This window comes from Streptosporangium jomthongense (assembly GCF_042650425.1).
GTDB lineage: Bacteria > Actinomycetota > Actinomycetes > Streptosporangiales > Streptosporangiaceae > Streptosporangium.
Map to the genome: position 1 here is coordinate 101,942 of NZ_JBHSBC010000039.1, position 22,903 is coordinate 124,844.

Consider the following 22,903-nt stretch of genomic DNA (forward strand, 5'->3'; position numbering starts at 1 on the left):
ACGGGTCATCCGGAGCGGGTCACCTGGAGCGGTAGAAGCGGCGCAGGGCGACGGCCGCGGCGACTCCGCCCGCGACCGCCCCGGCGCCCGCGGCGATGGGCAGCCCGATCATGGTCGCCTTACGGCCGGTACGGAAGTCCCTGATGTCCCAGCCGTTCTCCCTGGCGTAATCGCGCAGCTCGGCGTCCGGGTTGACCGCGGTCGCGTGACCGACGAGCGAGAGCAGCGGCAGGTCGTTGGCCGAGTCGCTGTAGGCGGAGCAACGGTCCAGGTCGAGCCCCTCCCGGCGGGCCAGCGCCCGTACGGCCGCCGCCTTGGCGGGGCCGTGGAGCAGGTCGCCGACCAGACGCCCGGTGTAGACGCCGTCCCTGGTCTCGGCGACCGTGCCCAGGGCGCCGGTCAGGCCGAGGCGCTGGGCGATGACCCGGGCCAGCTCGACCGGCGTCGCGGTGACCAGCCAGACCCGTCTGCCGGCGTCCAGGTGGCCCTGGGCGAGGGCGCGGGTGCCCGCCCAGATGCGGTCGGCCATCACCTCGTCGTAGATCTCCTCGCCGAGCCTGACGATCTCCTCGACCTTGCTGCCCGCGACGAACGCCAGCGCGGTCTCCCTGGCCTTGGCGATGTGGTCGGGGTTCTCGTCGCCGCGGACGCGGAAGATGACCTGGCCGAGGGCGAACCTGAGCAGGTCCTTGGTGGTGAACAGGCCGCGCGAGGCCAGCCCCCTGGCGAAGTGGTAGATGGAGGCGCCGCGCATCATCGTGTTGTCGACGTCGAAGAAGGCGGCCGAGGACGGGTCGGGCTCGGCCATCGGCATGGCCACCGCCGCCGCGGCCGCCACCTCTCCGGCCGTCCGAGGTTCGTCCCGCCGTCGTAGTAGCCGCCTCATAGCCCCTCAGCTTAACCGCGCCCGTGCACCGCGCCCGTGCGCCGCTCTCTAGACCCCGTGACAGTCGTCGTGACGCCCTGTGACGTCCTGGTGTGGATCAGTCCCTGGTGACGGGCCGCGAGTCGGGCTGGGTCAGGCCGTCGATGTAGTCGAGGTAGCCGTTGGCCCTGCGGCGGTCCTCCTCGTCCATCTTGGGGAGCATGATCTCGATCTGGTTGCGCTGTTTCTGGACGAAACGCTTGAGCTGCCCGGTGCTCCTGCCGCTGCGGCGCTCGACCCGGGTGAGGGAGGTGACCGCGGAGCGGGTGGTGTCCTCCATGTCCTTGAGGGTCTCGTCGATCAGGCCGCTCTCCCGCTTGGTCGCGCCGAGAAGCTCCTCGACCTCGTGGGCGCGCGTCTCGGCGTAGCCGAAGGAGCGGTCGGCCCGCTCGGCGTCGTCGGTGCTCAGGTGGAACAACGTGCTCTCCGCCGCCCGCTTGAGGGGGTAGAGCGCGTCGCCGGGCATCGATCGGTAGGTCCCCACGCCTCCCGCGACCAGCGCGCCCGCCAACGCCAGGCTCACCAGCTGGGGCACCAGCGCCGTACGGCGTCGCGCCCGCCGGGGGACGTCCGGGACGTCGGCGGCGACGGGCTCGGGGGGCAGGTCCTCCTCGGCGGCGTTCATCAGGCGTTCACGCAGTTCGGCGCGGAACTCGGGCCGGGGGTCGCCGCTCATGTCGGCACCGAGCCGGGACACGCGATCCTGGATGCGTGTCCGCGATCTGTGTGAGATGCCGGGCAGCCACTTACCCATGAACGCTCCCTGCCGCCCCCAGGTCATGATCCGTCTGTGCACTTGCCTAACGACAGCCCCGCGTGCCAGGTTACGCGATCCCCTGCCATCGGTACGGTCAGCCGAGATCCGAGGGCAGCGCACGAGCCAGCGCCCGGATGGCACGGAACTGCAGGGCCTTGATCGCCCCGCTCTTCTTGCCCATGACGAGAGCGGTCTCCGCCAGGGACATGCCGTGCAGGAACCGCAGGACCACGCACTCCTGCTGCTCGGGGCCGAGCGCGCGCACCGCGCTGAGCACCCGATCGTTGATCATCGCGGTGACGACGGCGTTCTCCGGGATGTGCGGGCCGTCGAGGGGGACGTCGAACACCTGGGCGGTCGAGACCTCAAGGCGGTATCTGCCCGACTTGAAGTGGTCGGCGACCAGGTTCCTGGCGATGGTCACCAGCCAGGCCCCGAAGTCGCGGCCCTGCCAGGTGAAGTCGGCGATCCGGCGCAGGGCCCTCAGGAAGGTCTCGCTGGTGAGGTCCTCGGCCAGTGGATGGGAGCCGACCCGGAAGTAGACGTACCGGTAGACCAGGTCCAGGTAGCGGTCGTAGAGCGTGCCAAAGGCGTCCGTGTCCCCTGTCTTGGCACGCAGAACAAGCCTCCGGAGTTCCTCCGAGGCGTCCTCGCGCGCGGCGAGCTCATTACTGCGGGCAGGCTGGGTCACCCCGGTGGTCGTGGGGAGGGGCCCGGCGAACGGCCACGTGTCTGGCATCCGGTATCCCTTGGGGGAGGGGGCACGGCGTGCTCGAACACTCTAGGAAAACAACCTGAAATTCCACAATCCACTGGGCAATGTCGTGACTGCCGGTAATCGGTCGGTACGGTAGGGCGCCGGTGGTTTTACGTGGGTCCGAGCAGCCCGTCATCAGTTCGGCTACCGGTTAGTGGGTAATGTCCGGCAGCATTGGAGGCACCATGAATCTCCTCGTCGCTGTCATCGCGTTCGCCGGGGCGCTGCTCGCGATCATCGCCACAGTCGCTCTCATCAGCCGTATCCGGGATGAACGCAAGGGATGGCTGATCGCCTGGAGCCTCACGACGGCGACGCTGGGCGTGTCACTCGCAGTAATCGGAACCGGCTGTCTCATTGGATTTGGGGCGACCACATTCCGCGTTTTCCAGCTTTCCGGATCATTGCTCGCCCCGCTCTGGCTGGCCGTCGGAGTGGTCCAGCTCATCGGACGCGGGTCCGCGGGAAGGTTCGCCTCCTGGCTCCTCGGCGTGGCGTTCACCATTGTCGGAACGGTCATCATGATCTCCGACCGGGTGGACCTCGAACAGGAGTTCACCACCAGCCTGCCGCTGGGCAGCCGCCACTGGGACGTCTTCCCGGCCTACCTGCTCTGGGCGGTTCACGCGGGCGCCGCGCTCGTCCTGCTGGGCGCCCTGATCCTCGCGGTGCTGCGCCGCAACGGCGACGACTACGACGCCGACAACCTGCACGCCATGCTCGTGCTCGGCCCCGTGGGCCTGGCCACGATCGGGGCGGTCAGCTTCGCGGTCCCCGGGATGCTCACCATCGTCCTGCTCGCCGTCGCCGGGGCCGCCGTGTGGTACGTCGTGCTGCGCCCGCTGGCGCCGTACGAGGACGAGGACGAGGAGGAACCGGTGGAGGACGCACGACGCGAGACACGGCCCGCGGGCCGCAGGGCCGCGCCGGAGCAGCCGCCCTTCCAGGACGTCCAGGTCGCCGGGCGCCGGGCCGTACCCGAGGACTCCGCGCGCCATTCCGGTCTCGGTGACCTGGTGGCCGAATATCGGGCCGGGGAGCGGGAGGCCGACTACGCGGCGCACACACGGCAGGCACCGATTCCGCCGAACGCGCCGCCCGTGGGGAACGAGATGTTCGGCGGGCCCGCGACGGGCATGTTCATGGCGGGCGACTACGCCGCGCCGCCCACCGCGCAGCCCTCTGCACCCCCCGCCGCACCGCCCCCGGCAGGCGCGTACGGCCCGCAGCCGCAGGGGAACGGCCAGTTCGGCATGACCTCCGGCGGCCCGGCCACCGGTGAGTACGACATCCAGACCAACGAGTACGGCAGGCGCGGCGGCGGCAGGCGCGCCAAACCCGTCGATCCCGCCGTCGGTCCCGGCACGGGCGAGTTCGCCGCCGACCCCCTGTACGGCGGCAGGCACAACAACGGCCTCGCCCCCATGCCCGCCGACCAGGCCTTCGGCGCCCCGCCCGTCCCGCCCGGCGGCCCCGACCTCTCACGGGGCGCGAGGCACGGCCAGGCGCCCGAACAGTCCCAGCCCGGGGTGCCCGCCTTCGGCGCCTACGGCCAGCCGCCCATGGCCGCCCCGGAGACCGGCGTCATGTATCCCGGCGCCGGGCCCGAGCAGGCGGGTGGCGCGGGCCGTCCCTCCCCGGCCATCTTCGGGCTGCTGACCGTGTTCACCCTCCTCGACGGCACCGGGGAGAGGTTCGACCGGCTGGCCGAGGAGACACTTGAGGCCGTCCGCCGCGCCGAGCCGGACACGCTGATCTACGCCTGCCACTCGGTGAAGTCGGCCCCGTTGCAGCGCATCGTCTACGAGCTGTACCGCGACGAGGTGGCCTACGCCGAGCACCAGCGGCAGCCCCACGTCGAGCGCTTCGTCGCCGAGCGGCAGAGCATGGTGCTGGCGACCAACGTGATCGAACTCACGGTCAACGCCGCCAAGGTGATGCCGCTGCCCACGGCGTTCAGGATCTAGCGAGCCAGCGCGGCGCGCAGCCGACCCTCGTCGACCCGCCAGAAGTCGTGCTGGACGCCGTCGATCAGCGTGACCGGGATCATCTCCCAGTACTTCGCCTGGTCCTCCTCGGAGAGCGTGATGTCACGCTCCTCCCACGGAACGCCCAGCTCCGCCGCCACGCGGCCTATCACCGCCCGCGCGTCGTCACACAGGTGACAGCCGGGCTTGCCGTACAGCGTGATGCGGTGGTCCTGCGGTGCCATGTCCGTCACGCTAGCCCAGGGCACGGCCGGTCCGGGAACGTGGGGGACAGGAGAGCAACCTGGGAGTTCTCGTCGTCCCGTTCCGTACCCGACACTGGGAAGACCCACTTTGTGCACCGGTTCACAAAGGGACTAACCTGAAAGACAGTGGCCTCACCTCGTCATCCGTCGCGTCCGGGCCGCGCCGGCCGCCTGTCCCCCTGGAGCTCCGGCACGTGATTCGCCGTCTTTCCCAAGCTCGTGAACGTGGCATTCCCGAGGCGACCGTCGCCCGGTTGCCGCTCTATCTGCGAGCGCTCAACGGCATGGCCGAGCGGGGCCTGGCGACCGTGAGCTCGGAGGACCTGGCCGTCGCCGCCGGAGTGAACTCGGCCAAGCTTCGCAAGGACCTCTCGCATCTGGGCTCGTACGGCACCCGCGGGGTAGGCTACGAGGTCGAGTACCTCATCTACCAGATCTCCCGTGAACTGGGTCTGACCCAGGACTGGGCGGTCGCGATCGTCGGGGTGGGTAACCTCGGGCGCGCGCTCGCCAACTACGGAGGGTTCGTCTCCAGGGGGTTCCGGGTCGCGGCGCTCCTGGACGCCGACCCGGAGGTGGTTGGTGACCACATCGCGGGACTGACCGTCGAGCACGTCGACGAGCTTGAGGCCGTCATCAGGCGGCGGGCCGTGTCGATCGTCGTGCTCGCGACCCCGGGCGCGGCGGCGCAGGAACTGGCCGACCGGGTCATAGCCGCCGGTGTGACGAGCATTCTGAACTTCGCCCCGGTCGTACTCGCTGTACCCGAAGGCGTCGATATCCGTAAAGTCGACCTATCCATTGAACTGCAGATCCTCGCGTTCCACGAACAACGTAAGACGGATCGGATGACTGGGGGGCCCGCGATGGCCGAGGAGTGGCCCGAGGCGGTGGACTTGTGAACGACAGAGCCCGAAGGCACGACGTCTCCCGCGGGGAGACCACGGGTTCACCACGACCCGAGGAGGCCCGGTGAGCGTCCTCGTCGTCGGTCTGAGTCACAGGACCGCCCCCGTCGCACTGCTCGAACAGGTCTCCGTCACCGGTGACGCGCTGGTCAAACTGCTGCACGACGTGCAACAGGACGTCCGGGTCGCGGAGGCCATGGTCGTCTCGACCTGCAACCGGGTCGAGGTCTACGTCACCGTCGACCGCTTCCACGCGGCCGTCAACGCGATCTCCGAGCTGCTCGCCGTCCACTCCGGCGTCCCCATGGAGCGGCTGGCCGGCCACCTGTACGTCCACTACGAGGACCGGGCCGTCGAGCACCTGTTCTCCGTCGGCTCGGGACTCGACTCGATGGTCCTCGGCGAGGGGCAGATCCTCGGCCAGATCCGCTCGGCGCTCAGGCTCGCCCAGGAGCAGGGCACCGTGGGCCCGACGCTCAACGAGCTGGTCCAGCAGGCCCTGCGGGTCGGCAAGCGCTCCCACACCGAGACCGGCATCGACCGGGCGGGCGCCTCCCTCGTCGGCGTCGGCCTCACCCTCGCAGAACGCGCCCTCGGCCCCATCCAGGGCAGGCGCGCCCTGGTCGTCGGCGCGGGCTCGATGAGCGCCCTGTCGGCCGCGACCCTCCAGCGGGCCGGTGTCACCGACATCGTGATCGTCAACCGCACCCACGAGCGCGCCGTACGGCTGGCGCAGACGGTCGGCGGCAGGGCCGCGCGGTTCGACGACCTGACGGCCGAACTGGCCGAGGCCGACCTGGTGATCTCGTGCACCGGCGCGACCGACGTGGTCGTCACCGTCGACATGGTCCCCGCCAGGCGGATGTTCGTGCTGGACCTCGCCCTGCCCCACGACGTCGACCCGGCCGTGCGGGGCCTGCCCGGCGTCACCCTCGTCGACCTGGAGTCGATGCAGGACGGCGACATCGCCGAGACCGACGACGGCGGACGGGCCGAGGCGGTCGCCGCCGTACGAGAGATCGTCACCCGCGAGGTCGCCGCCTACCTGTCGGCCGAGCGCGCCGCGCGGGTCACCCCGACCGTGGTCGCGCTGCGCAGCAAGGCGGCCGACGTGGTCGAGGCCGAACTCGGACGGCTCGCCTCCCGGGTGCCCGGCCTCGACGGACGGGTCCGCGACGAGGTCGCGCAGACGGTCAGGCGCGTGGTCGACAAGCTGCTCCACGAGCCCACCGTGCGTGTCAAACAGCTCGCCGAGTCTCCGGCAGGCGATCATTATGCGGAGGCGCTGCGCGAGCTGTTCAATCTTGACCCGAAGGTGCCCGATGCGGTGAGACGGGTCGATTCGGTGGAAACGGAGACGAACAAGAAGGAGGTGGGCAGATGAGCGACACCGCTTCTCCACTGAGGATGGGGACCCGGCGCAGCCTGATGGCGACGACCCAGTCCGGCCTGGTCGCCGCCCGCCTCACCGAGCTGACCGGCCGCGCCGTCGAGCTCGTCGGCGTCACCACCTTCGGCGACGTGACCAAGGCCAACCTCACCCAGCTCGGCGGCACCGGCGTCTTCGTCAGCGCGCTGCGCGACAAGCTCATCGAGGGCGAGATCGACTTCGCGGTCCACTCGCTGAAGGACCTGCCGACCACGCCGGACCCGCGCATCGTCATCGCCGCCATCCCGCCCCGAGACGACCCGAGGGACGCGCTGGTCGGCCCCGCCAAGCTGGCCGACCTGCCGCCGGGCGCCAAGATCGGCACCGGCTCCCCGCGCCGGGTCTCCCAGCTGCGGGTCCTCAGGCCCGACCTGGAGTACGTCCCGATCCGCGGCAACGCGGAGACCCGCATCGGCAAGGTCACCTCCGGTGAGCTGCAGGGCATCGTCCTGGCCGCCGCCGGACTCGGCCGTCTCGGGCGCGAGGCCGAGATCTCCCAGGTCTTCGAGGTCGAGGAGATGCTCCCGGCCCCCGGGCAGGGCGCGCTGGCCGTCGAGTGCCGTGCCGACCGCCCCGACCTCGCCGAGTTCCTGAGCGTGCTCGACGACGCCGCGACACGCGCCGCGGTGACCGCCGAACGCGCGGTGCTCGCCGCACTTGAGGCGGGGTGCTCGGCTCCGGTCGGCGCCTACTCCGCCGAGCGCGGGCACGATCTGTTCCTGACCGCCGCTGTCGTCGCCGTGGACGGCAGCAGAGCGGTACGCAAGTCCGCCGCCGGGACCTCTTCGGCGCCCATGGATCTCGGTCGCGACCTCGCGGCCGAGATGATCGCCGAAGGGGCAGGCACGTTGATAGGGGAGCGAGCACATTGAGCTCCGGAAGTACCACCTTCGAGCGCTCCGCCGGGTTCGTCGCCTTCGTGGGCGCCGGGCCAGGCGATGAGGGCCTGCTCACGCTTCGCGGCGCCGACCTGCTCTCGAAGGCCGACGTCGTCGTGCTCGATCGGGAGCCGTACGGCACGCTGCTGCGCCACTGCCGGGAGAACGTCGAGGTCGTCGACACCGCGAACGAGGAGGCCGTCTCACTACGGGCCGTCAACGCCGCCAAGGCGGGCCGTGACGTCGTGCGCCTGTGCGCGGGCGACCCGATGTTCTTCTCCGCGATCACCGACGAGGTCGCGGCCTGCGCCAAGGCCGAGGTGGACTTCGAGATCGTCCCCGGCGTGCCGGCGGCGACCGCCGTCCTCACCTACGCGGGCATTCCCGCCGCGGTCTCCGTGCCCGAGTTCCGTGTCGTGGACGCCACCCAGGTCGACGACTGGTCGGCGCACGCGACCGGCGCGGGAACCCTGGTGATCTACAACGGGCTCTCCCAGGCCGCCGCGATCGGCAAGGCACTGATCGCCGCGGGCCGTCCCGACTCGACACAGGTCGCGATCAGCGGCTCGGGCACCACCACCGAGCAGTACACCGTGGTGACGACCCTCGGCCGGATCGCGCCCGACCTCAAGCACGCCGGGATGACCGAACCCGCGCTGATCGTGGTCGGCGAGGCCGTCGGCATGCGGGAACGCCTGTCGTGGTTCGAGACCAAGCCGCTGTTCGGCTGGCGGGTACTCGTGCCCAGGACCAAGGAGCAGTCGGCCGGGCTCGTCGAACAGCTGCGCTCCTACGGCGCGGTGCCCGAGGAGGTCCCCACGATCTCCGTCGAGCCGCCCCGGACCCCGCAGCAGATGGACCGGGCGATCAAGGGCCTGGTCACAGGCCGTTACGAGTGGGTGGCCTTCACCAGCGCCAACGCAGTCAAGGCCGTCAGGGAGAAGTTCGAGGAGTACGGCCTCGACGCCAGGGCCTTCGCCGGGCTCAAGGTCGCCGCCGTCGGCGAGGCCACCGCGCGGGCCCTGGTGAGCTTCGGCGTCAAGCCCGACCTGATGCCCTCGGGTGAGCAGTCGTCCGAGGGACTGGTCGCCGAGTGGCCGCCGTACGACTCGATGCTCGACCCGATCAACCGGGTCCTGCTGCCCCGCGCGGACATCGCCACCGAGACCCTGGTCGCCGGGCTGACCGAACTCGGCTGGGAGTGCGACGACGTCACCGCCTATCGGACGGTCAGGGCGGCGCCGCCGCCCGCGCCGACCCGGGAGGCGATCAAGAGCGGCGGCTTCGACGCGGTGATGTTCACCTCGTCGAGCACCGTGCGCAACCTCGTGGGCATCGCGGGCAAGCCGCACAACGTCACGGTCATCGCCGTGATCGGCCCGCAGACCGCCAAGACCGCCGAGGAGTTCGGGCTCAGGGTGGACGTCATGGCCGACAAGCCCTCCGCCTCCGCCCTCGCCTCGGCACTGGCGGAGTACGGCGCCAAGCAGCGCCAGGCGGCCGTCGCCGCGGGAGACGTCCCCCGCAGGCCCTCCCAGACCAGACGAGGGGCCAGGCGCCGCGCCAAGTAGCCTGGAGGACGGTAGACACGGGTGCCGCGCGGCAGGAGGTCGGCGCGTCGGCACCCGGGAAGACGTTGGACAAACCGAATACGTCCCCCGGCTCCTCTCACCCTCCGTGGTGCCCGTGTGCCGGGGGGAGGGGGAGACATCATGACCGCCCAGTTCCCTGTCGCGCGCCCACGCAGGCTCCGCCGTACGGCGGCGATGCGCCGGATGTCAGCGGGCACCCGGCTGCATCCCGCGGAGCTGGTGCTGCCGGTGTTCGTCAAGGAGGGCATCGACGAGCCCAGCCCTGTGACCTCCATGCCCGGCGTCCTGCAGCACACCCGCGACTCCCTGCTCAAGGCCGCCAACGAGGCCGCGCAGGCGGGCGTCGGCGGCCTGATCCTGTTCGGCGTGCCCGAGGTCAAGGACGCCAGGGGCTCGGCCGGCGACGACCCCGAGGGCATCGTCCAGCGCGCGGTCGCCGACGTGGTCGCCGAGGTCGGCGACGCGCTGGTCGTGATGACCGACACCTGCCTGGACGAGTTCACCGACCACGGCCACTGCGGCATCCTGACCCCCGGCGGGGAGGTCGACAACGACGCCACCCTGGAGCGCTACGCCGCCGTCGCGGTCGCCCAGGCCAGGGCCGGATCCCAGGTCATCGCGCCCAGCGGCATGATGGACGGTCAGGTCGCCGCGATCCGCGCCGCGCTGGACGCCGACGGCTTCCAGGAGATCCCCATCCTGGGCTACTCCGTCAAGTACGCCTCGGCGTTCTACGGCCCCTTCAGGGAGGCCGCCGAGTGCGCGCCGCAGTTCGGCGACCGCAACGCCTACCAGCAGGACCCCGCGGGTCCGATCGGTGAGGCGCTGCGCGAGGTGCGCCTCGACCTCCAGGAGGGGGCCGACGCCGTCATGGTCAAGCCCGCCCTCGCCTACCTCGACATCCTGCGCCAGATCCGCGACCTGGTGGACGTCCCGGTGGCCGCCTACCAGGTCAGCGGCGAGTACTCCATGATCGAGGCCGCCGCGGCGAACGGCTGGATCGACCGGGACCGCGCCATCATGGAGTCCCTGATCGCGATCCGCAGGGCCGGGGCGGACATGATCCTCACCTACTGGGCGACCGAGGTGGCCAGGAAGCTCGGCTGACCTGGTGTGACGACAGGCACGTGGTGAGAACCGGGGGTTTGTCATTCGCACATGGGGTCTGTGCGTTAGAGTGCGAGGACCGGTGCGGATGTGTCCCAGGTGGTGTAGACCCTGGCTGTCTGACTTCTTTCGCTGATCGACCGAACACGGGCATGTCATCGCATCCGAAGGCACGCGGGACGCGCGGACGACGGAGGACACGATGGTGGGGGTACCGCTGACTCGTCGGGGCAAACGACGCGCTCATCCGAAGCAGACGGTCGCCTCCGTGCTGGAGTACGCCGCCCTCGGCTGGGCGAGCTGTCCCGGGGCGCGGCCCCTGAACAGCGGTTCCCGCGCCTGCTCGTGCGACCGCATCGGCTGCCCGGACGCCGGTGCCCACCCGCTCTCCCGCGCCTGGCAGATGCAGGCGACCACCGACCTCGCCCTGCTGAGCCACTGGTGGCAACGTGACCCGGAGGCGAACGTGATCCTCCCCACGGGCAGGGTCTTCGACGTCTTCGACGTGCCGCTCGCCGCGGGCCTGACCGCCTTCGCGAACATGGACTCCGCCGGAACCGCCCAGGGCCCGGTCGCCGCCAACGGTGACCGGGTCCTGTTCTATGTGGCCACCCGCAACACCTCCGACGACGAGGACGAGTGGTGGTCCTGCTCCCTCGACTACGGCCCCTCGACCATCGAGGAGATGCCCGGCCTACGGTGGCACTGCCGCGACAGCTACGTCATGGCGCCGCCCTCCCTGCTGCCGACAGGCAAACCCGCCACCTGGCTCCGCCCCCCGGACGGGCGACCGCTTCCTGACCCGCTGGTCGTGCTGGAAAAGCTGGCCGATACCTGCTGATGGCGTAGCGTTTCTTTGCGACGCCTGGCGGCGTCGCGGGCTTGGGCGCTTTCGGGTCGGTGCTGTGTTTCTTTGCGACGCCTGGCGGCGTCGCGGGTTCGGGCGCTTCGGGCCGGTGCTTTCCCTCGTCACTCCGTCGCTTCGCTCCTGCGTTCCTCAGTCCAAGCACCGGCGCGCCCGAACCGGGTTTCTTTGCTCCGCCTGGCGGCGTCGCGGGCTTGGGCGCTTCGGGTCGGTGTCTTCCCTCGTCTCTCCGTCGCTTCGCTCCTGCGTTCCTCAGTCCAGACACCGACGCGCCCAAGCCGACACTCCTCACGCTTGGCGCCGGTGAAGCACAAGATCAAACTCTTCACGCCCGAGGTTGGCGCGCCCGAATCATGCCTCTTTGATCCGCCTGGCGGCGGTAAGGCACAGGCCGGAACTCTTCACGCACCGCGCCGGACGGTCGGGGTGAAGCCCTGCACTTCTGGCATAGGGGCTTTTCGCGCTGGTTGCCGAGGGCAGGGTCTCTGCACGCTGAGTAATTGTGGTGTCCGGAGCGGACCCCTATCCGGCCAGGGACGGTGCTCCTACCGTGGCCTTTCGCAGGTTGAGGCCCGGGGCGGGGGTTGGGATGCCCTGGGGTGGGGGCTGGGCCTGTCGTGGTTACGCTGGGGGCGTGAGCCTTACTGAGAAGTCCGAGGACCTGTTCGCCCGTGCCCGCGAGATCGTCCCTGGAGGGGTGAACTCTCCCGTCCGCGCCTTCGGCGCCGTCGGTGGTACGCCCCGGTTCATGGCCTCGGGGCAGGGGCCGTACATCACCGACGTGGACGGTAACCGCTACGTCGACCTGGTGTGCTCCTGGGGGCCCATGATCCTTGGGCACCGGCACCCGGCCGTGGTCGAGGCCCTGCAGGAGGCGCTCGCGGCCGGGACCTCGTTCGGTACGGCCACGCCCGGCGAGGTCGAACTCGCCGAGGAGATCGTCTCCCTCGTCGAGCCCGTGGAGAAGGTCCGCCTCGTCAGCTCGGGCACCGAGGCCACGATGTCGGCCGTACGGCTGGCGCGGGGGTTCACCGGCCGGGCGAAGATCGTCAAGTTCGCCGGCTGTTACCACGGCCACGTGGACGCGCTGCTCGCCTCCGCCGGGTCGGGACTGGTCACCTTCGGGCTGCCCGACACCCCCGGTGTCACCGGAGCGTCGGCCGCCGACACGGTCGTGCTGCCGTACAACTCGGTCGAGGCCGTCACCGAGGCCTTCCGGGAGTTCGGCGACGAGATCGCGTGCGTGATCACCGAGGCGTGCCCGGCCAACATGGGCGTCGTCCCTCCGCTGGACGGCTTCAACGCCAAGCTGCGTGAGCTGTGCACCGCCCACGGCGCCCTGCTGATCCTCGACGAGGTGCTCACCGGCTTCCGGGTCTCCGAAGCCGGGTGGTACGGCCTCGACCCGGTCGAGGCCGACCTGATGACCTTCGGCAAGGTCATGGGTGGTGGTCTGCCCGCCGCCGCCTTCGGTGGTCGTGCCGACGTGATGGCCAATCTCGCTCCCGAGGGGCCGGTCTACCAGGCGGGCACCCTGTCGGGGAACCCGCTGGCCTGCGCGGCGGGCCTGGCCACCCTGCGTTCCTGCGATGAGGAGGTCTACGACCGGGTCGACGCCGCCGCCCTGATCATCGGCCGTGCCGCCTCCGACGCCCTGGCCGCGGCCGGAGTGCCGCACCGCCTGCAGCGTGCGGGCAGCCTGTTCTCCATCTTCTTCACCGAGGACCAGGTCACCGACTTCGCCGGTGCGCAGACCCAGAACACCGCCGCCTACCGGGCGTTCTTCCACGCCATGCTCGACCAGGGCGTCTATCTGCCTCCCTCGGCGTACGAGGCGTGGTTCCTCTCCTCCGCCCATGACGAGGAGGCCCTCTCCCAGGTGGTCGAAGCCCTCCCCGCAGCCGCCAAAGCCGCAGCCCAGGCCTTCTGAACCGTCGCTCGGACCTGCCGACCCGAAACACCTCGGCCTGGGTGTGCCCCGCACCCAGGCTGAGAGGCACCCTGGGTGCCCCGACGCCATGCCTGAAGAGCTCGCCCCGGACGCCCCGGCATCAGAAGTGAAGAGTTTGGTCTTGTGCTTCACCGGTGCTGTGTGTGAGGGGTTTTCGGTTCGGGCGCGCCGGTGCTTGGACTGAGGAACGCAGGAGCGTAGCGACGGAGTGACGAGGGAAAGCGCCGGCCCGAGGCGCCCGGACCCGCGCCGCCGTCAGGCGGCGCAAAGAGACACGTCGCAAAGAGACACGTCGCAAAGAGACACGTCGCAAAGAGACACGTCGCAAAGAGTCACAGCCGCAACTAGCTGAGATCGATGTCGATGTCGAAAGGGACCGGGACGGTCAGGCGGCCGTGGTGGATGCCGGTGAGGCCGTAGGCGCCGGTGGCGGGGTCGAGTTCGTAGACGTAGACGACGGGCTTGCCGTCGTTGTTCTCCACTCGCCAGAAGTGGGTGATCCCCGCTTCGGCGTAACGGAACGGCTTGGTCTTGCGGTCACGATCCTCTGACTCGGGAGAGACGATCTCGACGACGAGGTGCACTTCGTCGGGCGTGTAGAAAGTCCGTTCGTCGTCATCGGCCGCCACGGTGTCGATGACGACGATGTCGGGGCAGGGGCGTGTGCGGTGTCCGAGTTTGACGTCCATCTGGTTCACCGCTGACAGCGACTCCGGGGTCTGTTCGTCGAGCGCCTCGGTGAGGCGACGGATCATGCGCTGGTGGAAACGCTTCTGGGGGGACATGAAGACGAGGGCTCCATCGATGAGTTCGACGTGCTTGAAGAAGTCGGGCTCGCCGTTGGGTCCCTCTGCCGGAAGGTGGTCGAGGTCGTCGGCCTTCCACCCCCAGGGGGGTGGTGACGGCCAGTATTCGAGCGCGCTACTCACGGTGTTCACCGTGGCGTCATCCTCGTCACCCGGTGTGCTCATCCCAGATCATCTCCGTTGCCCTCCGCCCATTGTCTCCTGCCTCCCCGCCCCGAGGCCATGAACACGACCTGGACGCGAAGAAGACACAGGGAACACAGGGCTCCGCCGCCCACGGCGGAGCCCTCCTGTTCGAGTGCCCCGATGCCAAGCGTGAAAAGGTTCGCCCCGGACGCCCCGGCGCCAGAAGTGAAGAGTTTGGTCTTGTGCTTTACCGGTGCCGTGCGTGAGGGGTTTTCGGTTCGGGCGCGCCGGTGCTTGGACTGAGGAACGCAGGAGCGAAGCGACGGAGTGACGAGGGAAAGCGCCGGCCCGAGGCGCCCGGACCCGCGCCGCCGTCAGGCGGCGCAAAGAGTCACAGTGACGAGGGAAAGCGCCGGCCCGAGGCGCCCGAACCCGCGCCGCCGAAGGCGGCGCAAAGAGACACAACATTATTTCGAGCTCAGGATCTGCTCCAAGCTCTCAGGAGCGGAGAGGAGTTCGTTGACCTGTTCGGCGGTCAGGTCCTTGCCGTTGAGGCGGAGGGTCGGGGTGCTGTTGACCTTCTGCTTCTGGGCGTATTCGGTGGCCTTGTCGACGTCGGCCCCCATCTCCAGGCCGGTGACGCACTTGTCGAACCCGGCGTCGTAGAAACCGAGGTCCCGGGCCCAGTTGAGCAGGTCCTTGTTCTCGAAGCCGTTCTGCCCCTCGACCGGCTGGTTGGCGTACAGCGTCTTGGCGTAGGAGGCCCACTTGTCGGGCGGGGTGCACAGGGCGGCGTTGGCGCCGCGCCGGGAGACCGACGGTACGGGTTCGGGGTGGGCGGGGGCCTGGAAGAGCTGGAACGGCCGGAAGATCACCCGGGCCTTGCCCTCCGCGGCGGCCTTGTAGATCGCGTCGCCGGCGGTGTCCTCAAGCTTCTTGCAGAAGGGGCACTGGAAGTCCTCGAAGATCTCCAGGGTGGGGGCGGTGACGCCCTCCTTGGCCATGAGGATCGAGCCGTCCTCCTGGCGTGTGGTCGGAGCCAGCGGCCCGGTGTAGGCGACGGCCTTCTGGTTGCTCTGACCGGTGTTGTTCTGCGCGACGACGACCGCGACCACGATGACCGCCGCGGCGGCTATGCCACCGAGGACGCCCAGCAGCAGTTTCCGCTGCCTGTCCTTGGCGGCCTGCAGCCTGCGCTCCTCGGCGACGCGCTCCCTGGCCGACTGCCGCCGGGCGTTCTTGCTCATGAGGACTCCTCATCGATATCGCTGCGGCGGTCAGACCGGCTGGCCCGCCCGCCGGTATTCGTCGGTCACGACGCATCCGAAAAGCGCCACGGTTATCACGTGTACGGCCGTGCACCACAGGCAGATCTTGCCGAGGACGAGCAGTTCGGCGCTCACCAGGTAGACCACGAAGAGCACGCCGACGATCACGCTGCCGAGCCGTACCCAGCGGATGAGGGGGGAGGCCGAGCGCCAGGCCCACGGGGTGGTCAGCACCGTGATCGCGGCGAAGAACAGCAGGCCGAGCACGGGTACCGGGATGCCCAGCAGTTCGGAGTAACTGCTCGACGTCACCGAGGCGCAGTCGATCGTGGAGTTCTCCGCGCACACGAGGGGCACCGCGGTGTCGTAGTGGGCGAGGGTCAGGTAGGCCGAGACCGCCAGGCCCATGACGCTCAGCAGGATCGTCGCGACGAGGAACCAGCGCGGCCGTTCCGGTGCTCGACCGGGGTGCGGGTGAACGTCTGTGGCCATGGGGTTTCCTATGGGGGTTCCGGCTTCGCGTCGCCGTGCGGGACAGAGGCGAGGCTAGAACAAAGGGCGTAAGAGGGCGGTAAGGGGCTTGGTAGTGCGTCTTTGGTGCTCATGGGGATCTGTCGGGTCTGAGCGACGATAGCCGGGACAGGCTTTCCCGAAGTAGGGGACAAAGTCCTTGGAAAGACCCGGGGCGGTTTTCCTTTCGTGATTTCTACGGTTCGGTGGGGACTTTTCGGTGTGGGGAGTGGTTGTGTTCCTCCCGGAAGTGGGGGTTGTGAGAAGTCGAGGGTGGCGGCGAGGATCGGGCGGGTAGCCTGACGGAGTCGGTCGTGGGGCCGTGCCGGTGACTCCCCAGGGCGGTGCCCGAGGGGAGACGCGCCGGACGGCCGTGCATGTGCCGGTGTGGTGTCATGGGCGGCCTACCATGATCATCGGAGATACGTGGTAGACGGTCGCCCTCCGGATCGATCATCGTCCCCCGATTGGAAAAGCCTGTGACCGAACGAGGAACGTATGTGCTGGGCATTCCCACCGCCGCGGGCGGCAAGGTGGTGTTGCCTTTCCTGACGGGGGAGCAGGCGGAGCGGGTCAGGGCGTCGTTCGCGGACGTCGCCCAGGCCGCGGCCCAGGTGAAGGAGAGGCCGATGGGAGCGACGCGCCCCTGTGGCAACTGTGAGGGAAACGGCCACTATTACGAGACCCGTGAGACCAAGACCGCCGCGGGCGGGACGGTGGTGACCCAGGTCGAGATCACCTGCCGTCCCTGCAAGGGGAGCGGGCAGGTCAGCGCCAAGGACTGAGGTCTCCGTTCTTCGGTCCCCGTACGGCCTCCGGGGGCGGCGGCCGTACGGGACCTGATGCCGCAAAACCACCCAGGCGTCGCGAAGCTGTACGGGTGGCTTGAAAGGGTATGAACGAAGGCGATGGGCCGGGCTGGGCGAAGGTGTGATGGATTCGGCGACTTTCGTCCCTGTTCGTGCTTTTTCTTTAGCAAAGGGAGCTTTTTCTGCTACGGGCGTTTAGAGTTGCTACATGCTGGATCTCAACCGCCTCAAAGCTCTGCACGCCGTGGCCGTGTACGGATCGGTCGGCGCGGCGGCCGACGCCCTCATGGTGACCCCGTCCGCCGTGTCTCAGCAGCTCGCCAAGCTCGAACGGGAGACCGGCGCGACGTTGCTTGAGCGCAACGGGCGCGGGGTCCGGTTGACGGACGCGGCCGGGTTGCTCGCCGACCACGCCGAGCGCATCCTCGCGCTGGTCGAGACCGCGGAGGCCGACTTCGAGGCGCTGCGGGGAGCGGTCGTCGGCAGGTTGAGCATCGGGGCGTTTCCCACGGCGGCGCGGGGGCTGCTGCCCGCGGCGCTGTCCCACCTGCAGCGGCGCCACCCCGACCTCAGGCTCCAGCTGCACGAGCGGGAGCCGGAGCGCCAGCTCCGTGAGGTGAGCAGGGGTGAGCTCGACCTCGCGGTCGTCCAGGACTGGATGAACCGGCCGCTGGCCGTTCCCGAGGGGCTCTCCAGGGCGATGCTCTTCGACGACGTCGCCGACGCGATCCTGCCCTCGTGCCATCCGCTGGCCGACCGGCAGGAGATCGAGCTCTCCGAGCTGTCCGGCGAGCGATGGATCAGCTCCTCGCCCGGTACGGTCTGCCGCGACTGGCTCGTCTACACGCTGCGTTCGGCCGAGCTCGAACCCGACATCGCCTGCATGGCCGACGAGTATCCGACCCACCTCGCCCTCGTCGCGGCCGGGCAGGGCTGCGCGATCGTCCCCCGTCTCGGCCGCGACTTCGTGCCCGAGGGGGTGCGGATCGTCCCGCTCAGGCCGCGTCCCACCCGGAAGATCTACGCGCTCTGGCGCACCGACGCGGCCCGCCGCCCGGCGATCAGGGCCGCGGTCGAGGCGCTCAGGCTCGCCTCCGAGCCCCACTGTCCGGCGGGTACGGCCGATCCGGTCGGGGAACCCGTCGAAGGCTGAGCGCGCGGGCCGGGCGCCACGGTGACCGGCCCGTGAACAGGTGTCCCATATCGGCCACAGATCGGCCGTAGAACGGTGAGATCATGCACGAAGCACCGGAAAACGCCGCTAAACCCGGAAGTCGACTGTCTTCGGCGCTGGCGTCGTCCGGGCGGCACAGCCACACTGGTCCATCTATGCGCCCTATTCATCCATACCTGTCGGTAGGCTGGCGGCACCATGGCTGAGACGACCGTCGTTCACCTCCTGCGCCACGGTGAGGTGCACAACCCCGCGAACATCCTGTACGGCAGGCTCCCCGGATACCACCTGTCGGAGACGGGAAAGCAGATGGCCGAACTGGTCGCCAAGTCCGTCGCGGGACGAGACGTCACGGCCCTGTTCTCCTCCCCTCTGGAGCGGGCCCAGGAGACCGTCGCTCCGATCGCCTCCTCCTTCGGCCTTGAGGTCACCCTCGACGAACGTCTCATCGAGGCGGAGAACATCTTCGAAGGCGTCTCGGTCGCCGGGGGCAACGGCGTCTTCCGCAGCCCGCGCCACTACCGTCACCTGTGGAACCCGCTGCGTCCCTCCTGGGGAGAGCGCTACACCGACGTCGTCCGGCGGATGAAGAGCGTGATCGACACCGCCAGAGACGCGGCGCGCGGTCACGAGGCGGTGCTGGTCAGCCACCAGCTGCCGATCTGGATCATCCGGCTCGCGGCCGAGGGCAGGCGGCTGCCGCACGACCCCAGACGCAGGCAGTGTTCGCTGGCCAGCCTCACGAGCTTCTCCTTCGAGGGCGACCGGCTGGTCAGTGTCGGATACAGCGAACCCGCGGGCGCGCTCGTCGGGCGCCCTGCCGTACCGGGCGCCTGACCACGCCGGTAGAGTGACTGCTCTACCGGTTGTAGTACAGGAAGACTCAGCCCCTGATGCGCGCAAAACCCTTCGCCGCCGTGCTGCTCGTGGCCGTGTCGATCGTCACCGTGGCCGGATGTGCCGGTAACCAGGGATCGCAGCCGCAGAGCGGGGACACCCGCTTCGTGCCGGGTGACGGCAAGATCACCACGTTCGAGGCCGCCGGCCGCAAACCGGCTCCAGCCGTCGAGGGCGAGACCCTCGACGGCAAGACCGTCTCCCTGGCCTCGTACAAGGGCAAGGTCGTGGTGCTGAACTTCTGGGCCGCCTGGTGCGCGCCCTGCCGCTCTGAGGCGCCGGTGCTCAAGGACATCGCCGCCAAGACCAAGGCGTCGGGCGTGGAGTTCCTCGGCATCGACTTCAAGGACCGCAAGGCCGAGGCCCAGGCCTTCGAACGCAGCCAGCAGCCCGGATACCCCAGCATCTTCGACCAGCCGGGCCGGATCGCGCTGTCCTTCCACGGCACCGTGCCCCCGGCCGCGATCCCCTCGACGCTGGTCATCGACCGCCAGGGCCGGATCGCGGCCCGTGCCCTCGGCGCCGTCAAGTACAACGACCTCCTCGACGTGGTCACCAAGGTCGGCGGTGAGCACTGAGGTGGGAACCGACCTGACCGCGACGGTCGCGAGCGGGTCGCTGCTGCTGGCGTTGCCGATCGCGGTGGCCGCCGGCCTTGTCTCCTTCCTGTCGCCCTGCGTGCTGCCACTGGTGCCCGGCTACCTGTCGTACGTGACGGGGATGAGCGGTGACCCGAGGCGCGGCCGGATGGTCGCGGGCATCGGGCTGTTCGTGCTCGGCTTCGCGCTGGTCTTCGTGGCGGGCGGGGCGATCTTCGGGAGTCTCGGCGAGGCGCTGGCCGACAACGCCGCGATCATCACGCGGGTGCTCGGCGTACTGACGATCGTGCTCGGCCTGGCGTTCATGGGGGTGCTGCCCGGTCTCCAGCGTGACCTGCGCATCCACCGGATTCCAGCCGCAGGGCTGGCCGGGGCGCCGCTGCTCGGCGTGGTCTTCGGCCTCGGCTGGACCCCCTGCATCGGCCCCACCCTGGGTGTCGTGCTCACCCTGGGACTCACCGAGGGCAGCGCGGGGCGGGGAGCCCTGCTGGCCTTCGCCTACGCGCTCGGCCTCGGACTGCCCTTCCTGGTGGCGGGGCTGGCATACCGTAGGGCACTGCACACGTTCAAGGCGGTTCGCCGCCATTCGCAGCTGATCACCCGGATCGGCGGGGCCATGCTGGTCGCCGTCGGCCTGCTGCTCGTCACGGGACTCTGGGGAGAGCTCGTCGCGACCATGCAGGGGTGGATCGGCGGATTCGAGCCGGTGATCTGATGGAGGAAGTCAAGCAGGCCGAGCCTGGCCGTACGGCCGGGCGGCGCGAGCCGGACGGGGACGAGCGGGCCGTACGGCCGGGCTCGTTCGGCGTGGTCGCGTGGGCGCGCTGGTTCTGGCGCACGCTCACCTCGATGCGCACGGCCCTGATCCTGCTGTTCCTGTTCGCCCTCGCCTCGGTCCCGGGGTCGATCTGGCCGCAGCGCGGCGTCTCCGACGCCAAGGTCTCGCAGTACTTCAGCGACAGCCCGGCCCTGGCCGAGTGGCTCGACCGGCTGTGGCTGTTCGACGTGTTCAGGGCGCCGTGGTTCGCCGCGATCTACCTGCTGCTGTTCCTGTCCCTGATCGGCTGCGTGCTTCCACGTGCCGCGACGCACCTGCGTGAGCTGCGGAAGAAGCCCCCGGCACCGCCGCGCAACCTGCTTCGGCTGCCGCAGAACGCCTCCTTCGAGGGTGACCTGACCGTCGAGGAGGCGGCGAAGCGGCTGCGCCGGATGCGCTTCCGGGTGGTCACCGGGCCCGGCTGGGTCTCCGCAGAGAAGGGCTACCTGCGCGAGACGGGCAACCTGATCTTCCACGTCGCGCTGCTCGGCCTGCTCGTCGCGGTCGGCGCGGGCGCCCTGTACGGCTACCGCGGCAACGTGCTGGTCGTCGAGGGGGAGGGCTTCGCCAACACGGTCGCCGCCTACGACCGCTACATGCCCGGCCAGCAGGTCAGCGCCGAGTCGCTCGAACCGTTCTCCTTCACCCTTGACGACTTCCAGGCCACCTACATCGCCCAGGGCGAGCGGCGTGGCCAGCCGCTCGACTTCGAGGCCAGGCTCAAGGTCACCGACGCCCCCGGCGCCGGACAGCGCGACTACACGCTGAAGGTCAACGACCCGCTGGACGTCAACGGCACGCTGACCTACCTCATCGACCACGGCTACGCCCCCACCTTCAAGATCACCGATGGCAGGGGGCAGGTCGCCTTCGACGGTCCCGTGCCGTGCCTGGTCGTCCAGCCCGCGACGTTCACCTCCGAGTGCGTCATCAAGGTGCCCGACGCCCAGCCGGAGCAGCTCGGCCTCCTGATCGGCTTCCTGCCGACCACGGTGCCGATGAACGGTGAGTGGATCTCGGTCTTCCCCGGCGCGGCCAACCCGACCGCCCAGGTGTACGGCGCGTTCGCCGGGGACCTCGGGCTGCGCAACGGCAGGCCGCAGTCGGTCTACGAGCTGGACCCGACGAGCCTGAAGAAGATGAAGCCGCTGGTCATGAAGGCCGACCCGCTGGCCGTCGGCAAGAAGCTCGACCTGCCGAACGGTATGGGGTCGATCGAGTTCACCGGGCTCAGGCAGTGGATCGCACTGCAGATCACCCACGACCCGGGCCGGATGCCCGCGCTCGTCGCCTCCGCGCTCTCGGTGATCGGCCTGGTGCTCTCGCTGACCGTCCGCCGCCGCCGGGTGTGGGTGCGGATCGGCGACCGGCAGGAAAAGGACAGTGGACACGTCGAGATCGGCGGTCTCACGCGCACCGAAGGCAGCGATTTCAGCGAGGAGTTCGCCGGGATCGTCGCCGCTTTGAATCCAGGAGTGAACAACGATGCCCGTTGAGGTCGATGTCGGCCTCGCCACGCTGAGCGACCAGCTCACCCTGGCGACCGTGCTGCTCTACATCGTCGCGATGATCGGCTACGCCCTCGACCTCGGCTTCGGCCGGGTCAGAAGCACCGCGAAGGCCAGGACCGCCGGTGAACCCGCGCTCGTCACGGTCGGCGGGGACGCGGGGGGTGTCTCCCAGGACATCCCCCGGGACGAGGCGCCCGAGGAGAAGGCACCACCCGCCTGGGCGCTGCGGGCGGCCCCGGTCGCGCTCGCGCTGACCTGGCTCGGCTGGGCCGCGAACCTGGCGGCCATCCTGACCAGGGGCTGGGCCATCGGCCGCTGGCCGTGGGGCAACATGTACGAGTTCGTGGTCGCGATGTGCTTCGCGGCGGTTAGCGCGTTCCTGTTCATGCACCTGCGCTACCGGAACCTGTTCCTGGGGGCCTTCGTCACGGTCGCCGCCGCCCTCGGGCTCGGCTTCGCCGTACGGTATCTGTACGTGCAGGCCGGTCCCGTCGTGCCGGCGCTGAACTCCTACTGGGTCGCCATCCACGTGTCGGCGGCGATCATCGCCAGCGGCCTGTTCATCATGGCGGGCGTCGCCGGTGTCCTCTTCCTGGTGAGGAAGGACAGCGCGGTCCGGCTGCCGTCCCGGCAGGACCTGGAGCGGGTCGCGCACCGCGCCATCGTGGTCGGCTTCCCGATCTGGACGTTCGCCGTCATCGCGGGCGCCCTCTGGGCGGACAAGGCGTGGGGACGTTACTGGGGCTGGGACCCCAAGGAGGTCTGGGCGTTCATCACCTGGATCGCCTACGCGGCCTACCTGCACGCCCGCGCGACCGCGGGGTTCAGGGGCAGGGCCGCGATGATCGTGCAACTCATCGCCTTCGCCTGCCTGATGTTCAACCTGGTCGGGGTGAACATCTTCCTCGGCGGTCTGCACTCCTACGCCGAGGTTCCCGGCTGAGACCGGTCCTTCCCGCCCGTCAGGAGGGCGGCCGTGCCGTA

Annotated in this window: 22 protein-coding genes; 15 read left to right on the forward strand and 7 right to left on the reverse strand. The window is 69.7% G+C overall.

Annotated features, from left to right (window positions below; translation table 11 throughout):
* Positions 1-19: 19 nt before the first annotated feature.
* From ACFOYY_RS33265 to ACFOYY_RS33275, 3 genes are all read right to left on the reverse strand, one after another.
* Positions 20-886 carry an HAD family hydrolase gene (locus tag ACFOYY_RS33265; protein WP_386195051.1) on the reverse strand — a complete coding sequence of 289 codons (867 nt, stop codon included), beginning with the start codon at positions 884-886 and terminating at the stop codon, positions 20-22.
* A 97-nt stretch (positions 887-983) separates the two neighbouring features.
* Positions 984-1,679, reverse strand: a complete 696-nt coding sequence (locus tag ACFOYY_RS33270) for a DUF5667 domain-containing protein (protein ID WP_386195053.1) — start codon at positions 1,677-1,679, stop codon at positions 984-986.
* Between the two features lie 97 nt (positions 1,680-1,776).
* A complete protein-coding gene (locus ACFOYY_RS33275) occupies positions 1,777-2,421 on the reverse strand; it encodes a sigma-70 family RNA polymerase sigma factor (RefSeq protein ID WP_362912481.1) in 645 nt (214 codons plus the stop codon).
* 203 nt (positions 2,422-2,624) lie between these two features.
* Between ACFOYY_RS33275 and ACFOYY_RS33280 the strand changes: the two genes are divergently transcribed.
* Positions 2,625-4,406: a putative quinol monooxygenase gene (locus ACFOYY_RS33280; protein ID WP_352010944.1), complete on the forward strand. Its 1,782-nt coding sequence runs from the start codon at positions 2,625-2,627 to the stop codon at positions 4,404-4,406.
* Here the strand turns inward: ACFOYY_RS33280 and ACFOYY_RS33285 are convergent.
* The gene (locus ACFOYY_RS33285) at positions 4,403-4,651 is read right to left on the reverse strand and encodes a glutaredoxin family protein (protein ID WP_184711971.1); all 249 of its coding nucleotides are present in this window, start codon (positions 4,649-4,651) and stop codon (positions 4,403-4,405) included. The two genes, ACFOYY_RS33280 and ACFOYY_RS33285, sit on opposite strands and share 4 nt — an antisense overlap.
* Positions 4,652-4,866: 215 nt before the next feature.
* Here ACFOYY_RS33285 and ACFOYY_RS33290 point away from each other — a divergent pair, with 215 nt between their 5' ends.
* The 7 genes from ACFOYY_RS33290 (at position 4,867) to hemL (ending at position 13,381) form a co-directional block, all read left to right on the forward strand.
* Complete coding sequence (locus tag ACFOYY_RS33290; protein WP_352010943.1) at positions 4,867-5,574, forward strand: redox-sensing transcriptional repressor Rex; 708 nt, start codon at positions 4,867-4,869, stop codon at positions 5,572-5,574.
* Positions 5,575-5,644: 70 nt separating this feature from the next.
* A complete protein-coding gene (locus ACFOYY_RS33295; protein ID WP_386195056.1) occupies positions 5,645-6,964 on the forward strand; it encodes a glutamyl-tRNA reductase in 1,320 nt (439 codons plus the stop codon).
* Complete coding sequence (hemC, locus tag ACFOYY_RS33300) at positions 6,961-7,881, forward strand: hydroxymethylbilane synthase (protein WP_352010941.1); 921 nt, start codon at positions 6,961-6,963, stop codon at positions 7,879-7,881. Before ACFOYY_RS33295 ends, hemC begins: the two co-directional genes overlap by 4 nt.
* Positions 7,878-9,458, forward strand: a complete 1,581-nt coding sequence (locus tag ACFOYY_RS33305) for a bifunctional uroporphyrinogen-III C-methyltransferase/uroporphyrinogen-III synthase (protein WP_352010940.1) — start codon at positions 7,878-7,880, stop codon at positions 9,456-9,458. Before hemC ends, ACFOYY_RS33305 begins: the two co-directional genes overlap by 4 nt.
* A 141-nt stretch (positions 9,459-9,599) precedes the next feature.
* Positions 9,600-10,586, forward strand: coding sequence for a porphobilinogen synthase (hemB, locus tag ACFOYY_RS33310; protein WP_362778029.1), 987 nt, complete (start codon positions 9,600-9,602; stop codon positions 10,584-10,586).
* 202 nt (positions 10,587-10,788) lie between these two features.
* The gene (locus ACFOYY_RS33315) at positions 10,789-11,427 is read left to right on the forward strand and encodes a bifunctional DNA primase/polymerase (RefSeq protein ID WP_386195058.1); all 639 of its coding nucleotides are present in this window, start codon (positions 10,789-10,791) and stop codon (positions 11,425-11,427) included.
* Between the two features lie 613 nt (positions 11,428-12,040).
* Positions 12,041-13,381 (forward strand): glutamate-1-semialdehyde 2,1-aminomutase, encoded by a 1,341-nt coding sequence (gene hemL / locus ACFOYY_RS33320; protein ID WP_386195059.1) that lies wholly within the window; start codon positions 12,041-12,043, stop codon positions 13,379-13,381.
* 365 nt (positions 13,382-13,746) lie between these two features.
* On the opposite strand, the gene ACFOYY_RS33325 is transcribed toward hemL, so the two are convergent.
* The 3 genes from ACFOYY_RS33325 to ACFOYY_RS33335 form a co-directional block, all read right to left on the reverse strand.
* Positions 13,747-14,340 (reverse strand): Uma2 family endonuclease, encoded by a 594-nt coding sequence (locus ACFOYY_RS33325; RefSeq protein ID WP_386195061.1) that lies wholly within the window; start codon positions 14,338-14,340, stop codon positions 13,747-13,749.
* 461 nt (positions 14,341-14,801) lie between these two features.
* Positions 14,802-15,581, reverse strand: a complete 780-nt coding sequence (locus ACFOYY_RS33330) for a DsbA family protein (RefSeq protein ID WP_386195062.1) — start codon at positions 15,579-15,581, stop codon at positions 14,802-14,804.
* A gap of 30 nt (positions 15,582-15,611) precedes the next feature.
* Positions 15,612-16,094, reverse strand: a complete 483-nt coding sequence (locus tag ACFOYY_RS33335; protein WP_352010934.1) for a vitamin K epoxide reductase family protein — start codon at positions 16,092-16,094, stop codon at positions 15,612-15,614.
* A 518-nt stretch (positions 16,095-16,612) separates the two neighbouring features.
* Here ACFOYY_RS33335 and ACFOYY_RS33340 point away from each other — a divergent pair.
* The 7 genes from ACFOYY_RS33340 (at position 16,613) to ccsB (ending at position 22,862) form a co-directional block, all read left to right on the forward strand.
* A complete protein-coding gene (locus ACFOYY_RS33340) occupies positions 16,613-16,897 on the forward strand; it encodes a hypothetical protein (protein WP_362778038.1) in 285 nt (94 codons plus the stop codon).
* Between the two features lie 232 nt (positions 16,898-17,129).
* Positions 17,130-18,074 (forward strand): LysR family transcriptional regulator, encoded by a 945-nt coding sequence (locus ACFOYY_RS33345; protein ID WP_352010932.1) that lies wholly within the window; start codon positions 17,130-17,132, stop codon positions 18,072-18,074.
* Between the two features lie 219 nt (positions 18,075-18,293).
* Positions 18,294-18,932: a histidine phosphatase family protein gene (locus tag ACFOYY_RS33350; protein ID WP_352010931.1), complete on the forward strand. Its 639-nt coding sequence runs from the start codon at positions 18,294-18,296 to the stop codon at positions 18,930-18,932.
* A 56-nt stretch (positions 18,933-18,988) separates the two neighbouring features.
* The gene (locus ACFOYY_RS33355) at positions 18,989-19,570 is read left to right on the forward strand and encodes a TlpA family protein disulfide reductase (RefSeq protein ID WP_352010930.1); all 582 of its coding nucleotides are present in this window, start codon (positions 18,989-18,991) and stop codon (positions 19,568-19,570) included.
* Positions 19,560-20,306: a cytochrome c biogenesis CcdA family protein gene (locus tag ACFOYY_RS33360; RefSeq protein WP_352010929.1), complete on the forward strand. Its 747-nt coding sequence runs from the start codon at positions 19,560-19,562 to the stop codon at positions 20,304-20,306. The genes ACFOYY_RS33355 and ACFOYY_RS33360 overlap by 11 nt, the downstream gene beginning before the upstream one ends.
* Complete coding sequence (gene resB / locus ACFOYY_RS33365; protein ID WP_352010928.1) at positions 20,306-21,904, forward strand: cytochrome c biogenesis protein ResB; 1,599 nt, start codon at positions 20,306-20,308, stop codon at positions 21,902-21,904. Before ACFOYY_RS33360 ends, resB begins: the two co-directional genes overlap by 1 nt.
* A complete protein-coding gene (ccsB, locus tag ACFOYY_RS33370; protein WP_386195066.1) occupies positions 21,894-22,862 on the forward strand; it encodes a c-type cytochrome biogenesis protein CcsB in 969 nt (322 codons plus the stop codon). Before resB ends, ccsB begins: the two co-directional genes overlap by 11 nt.
* Positions 22,863-22,903 lie beyond the last annotated feature (41 nt).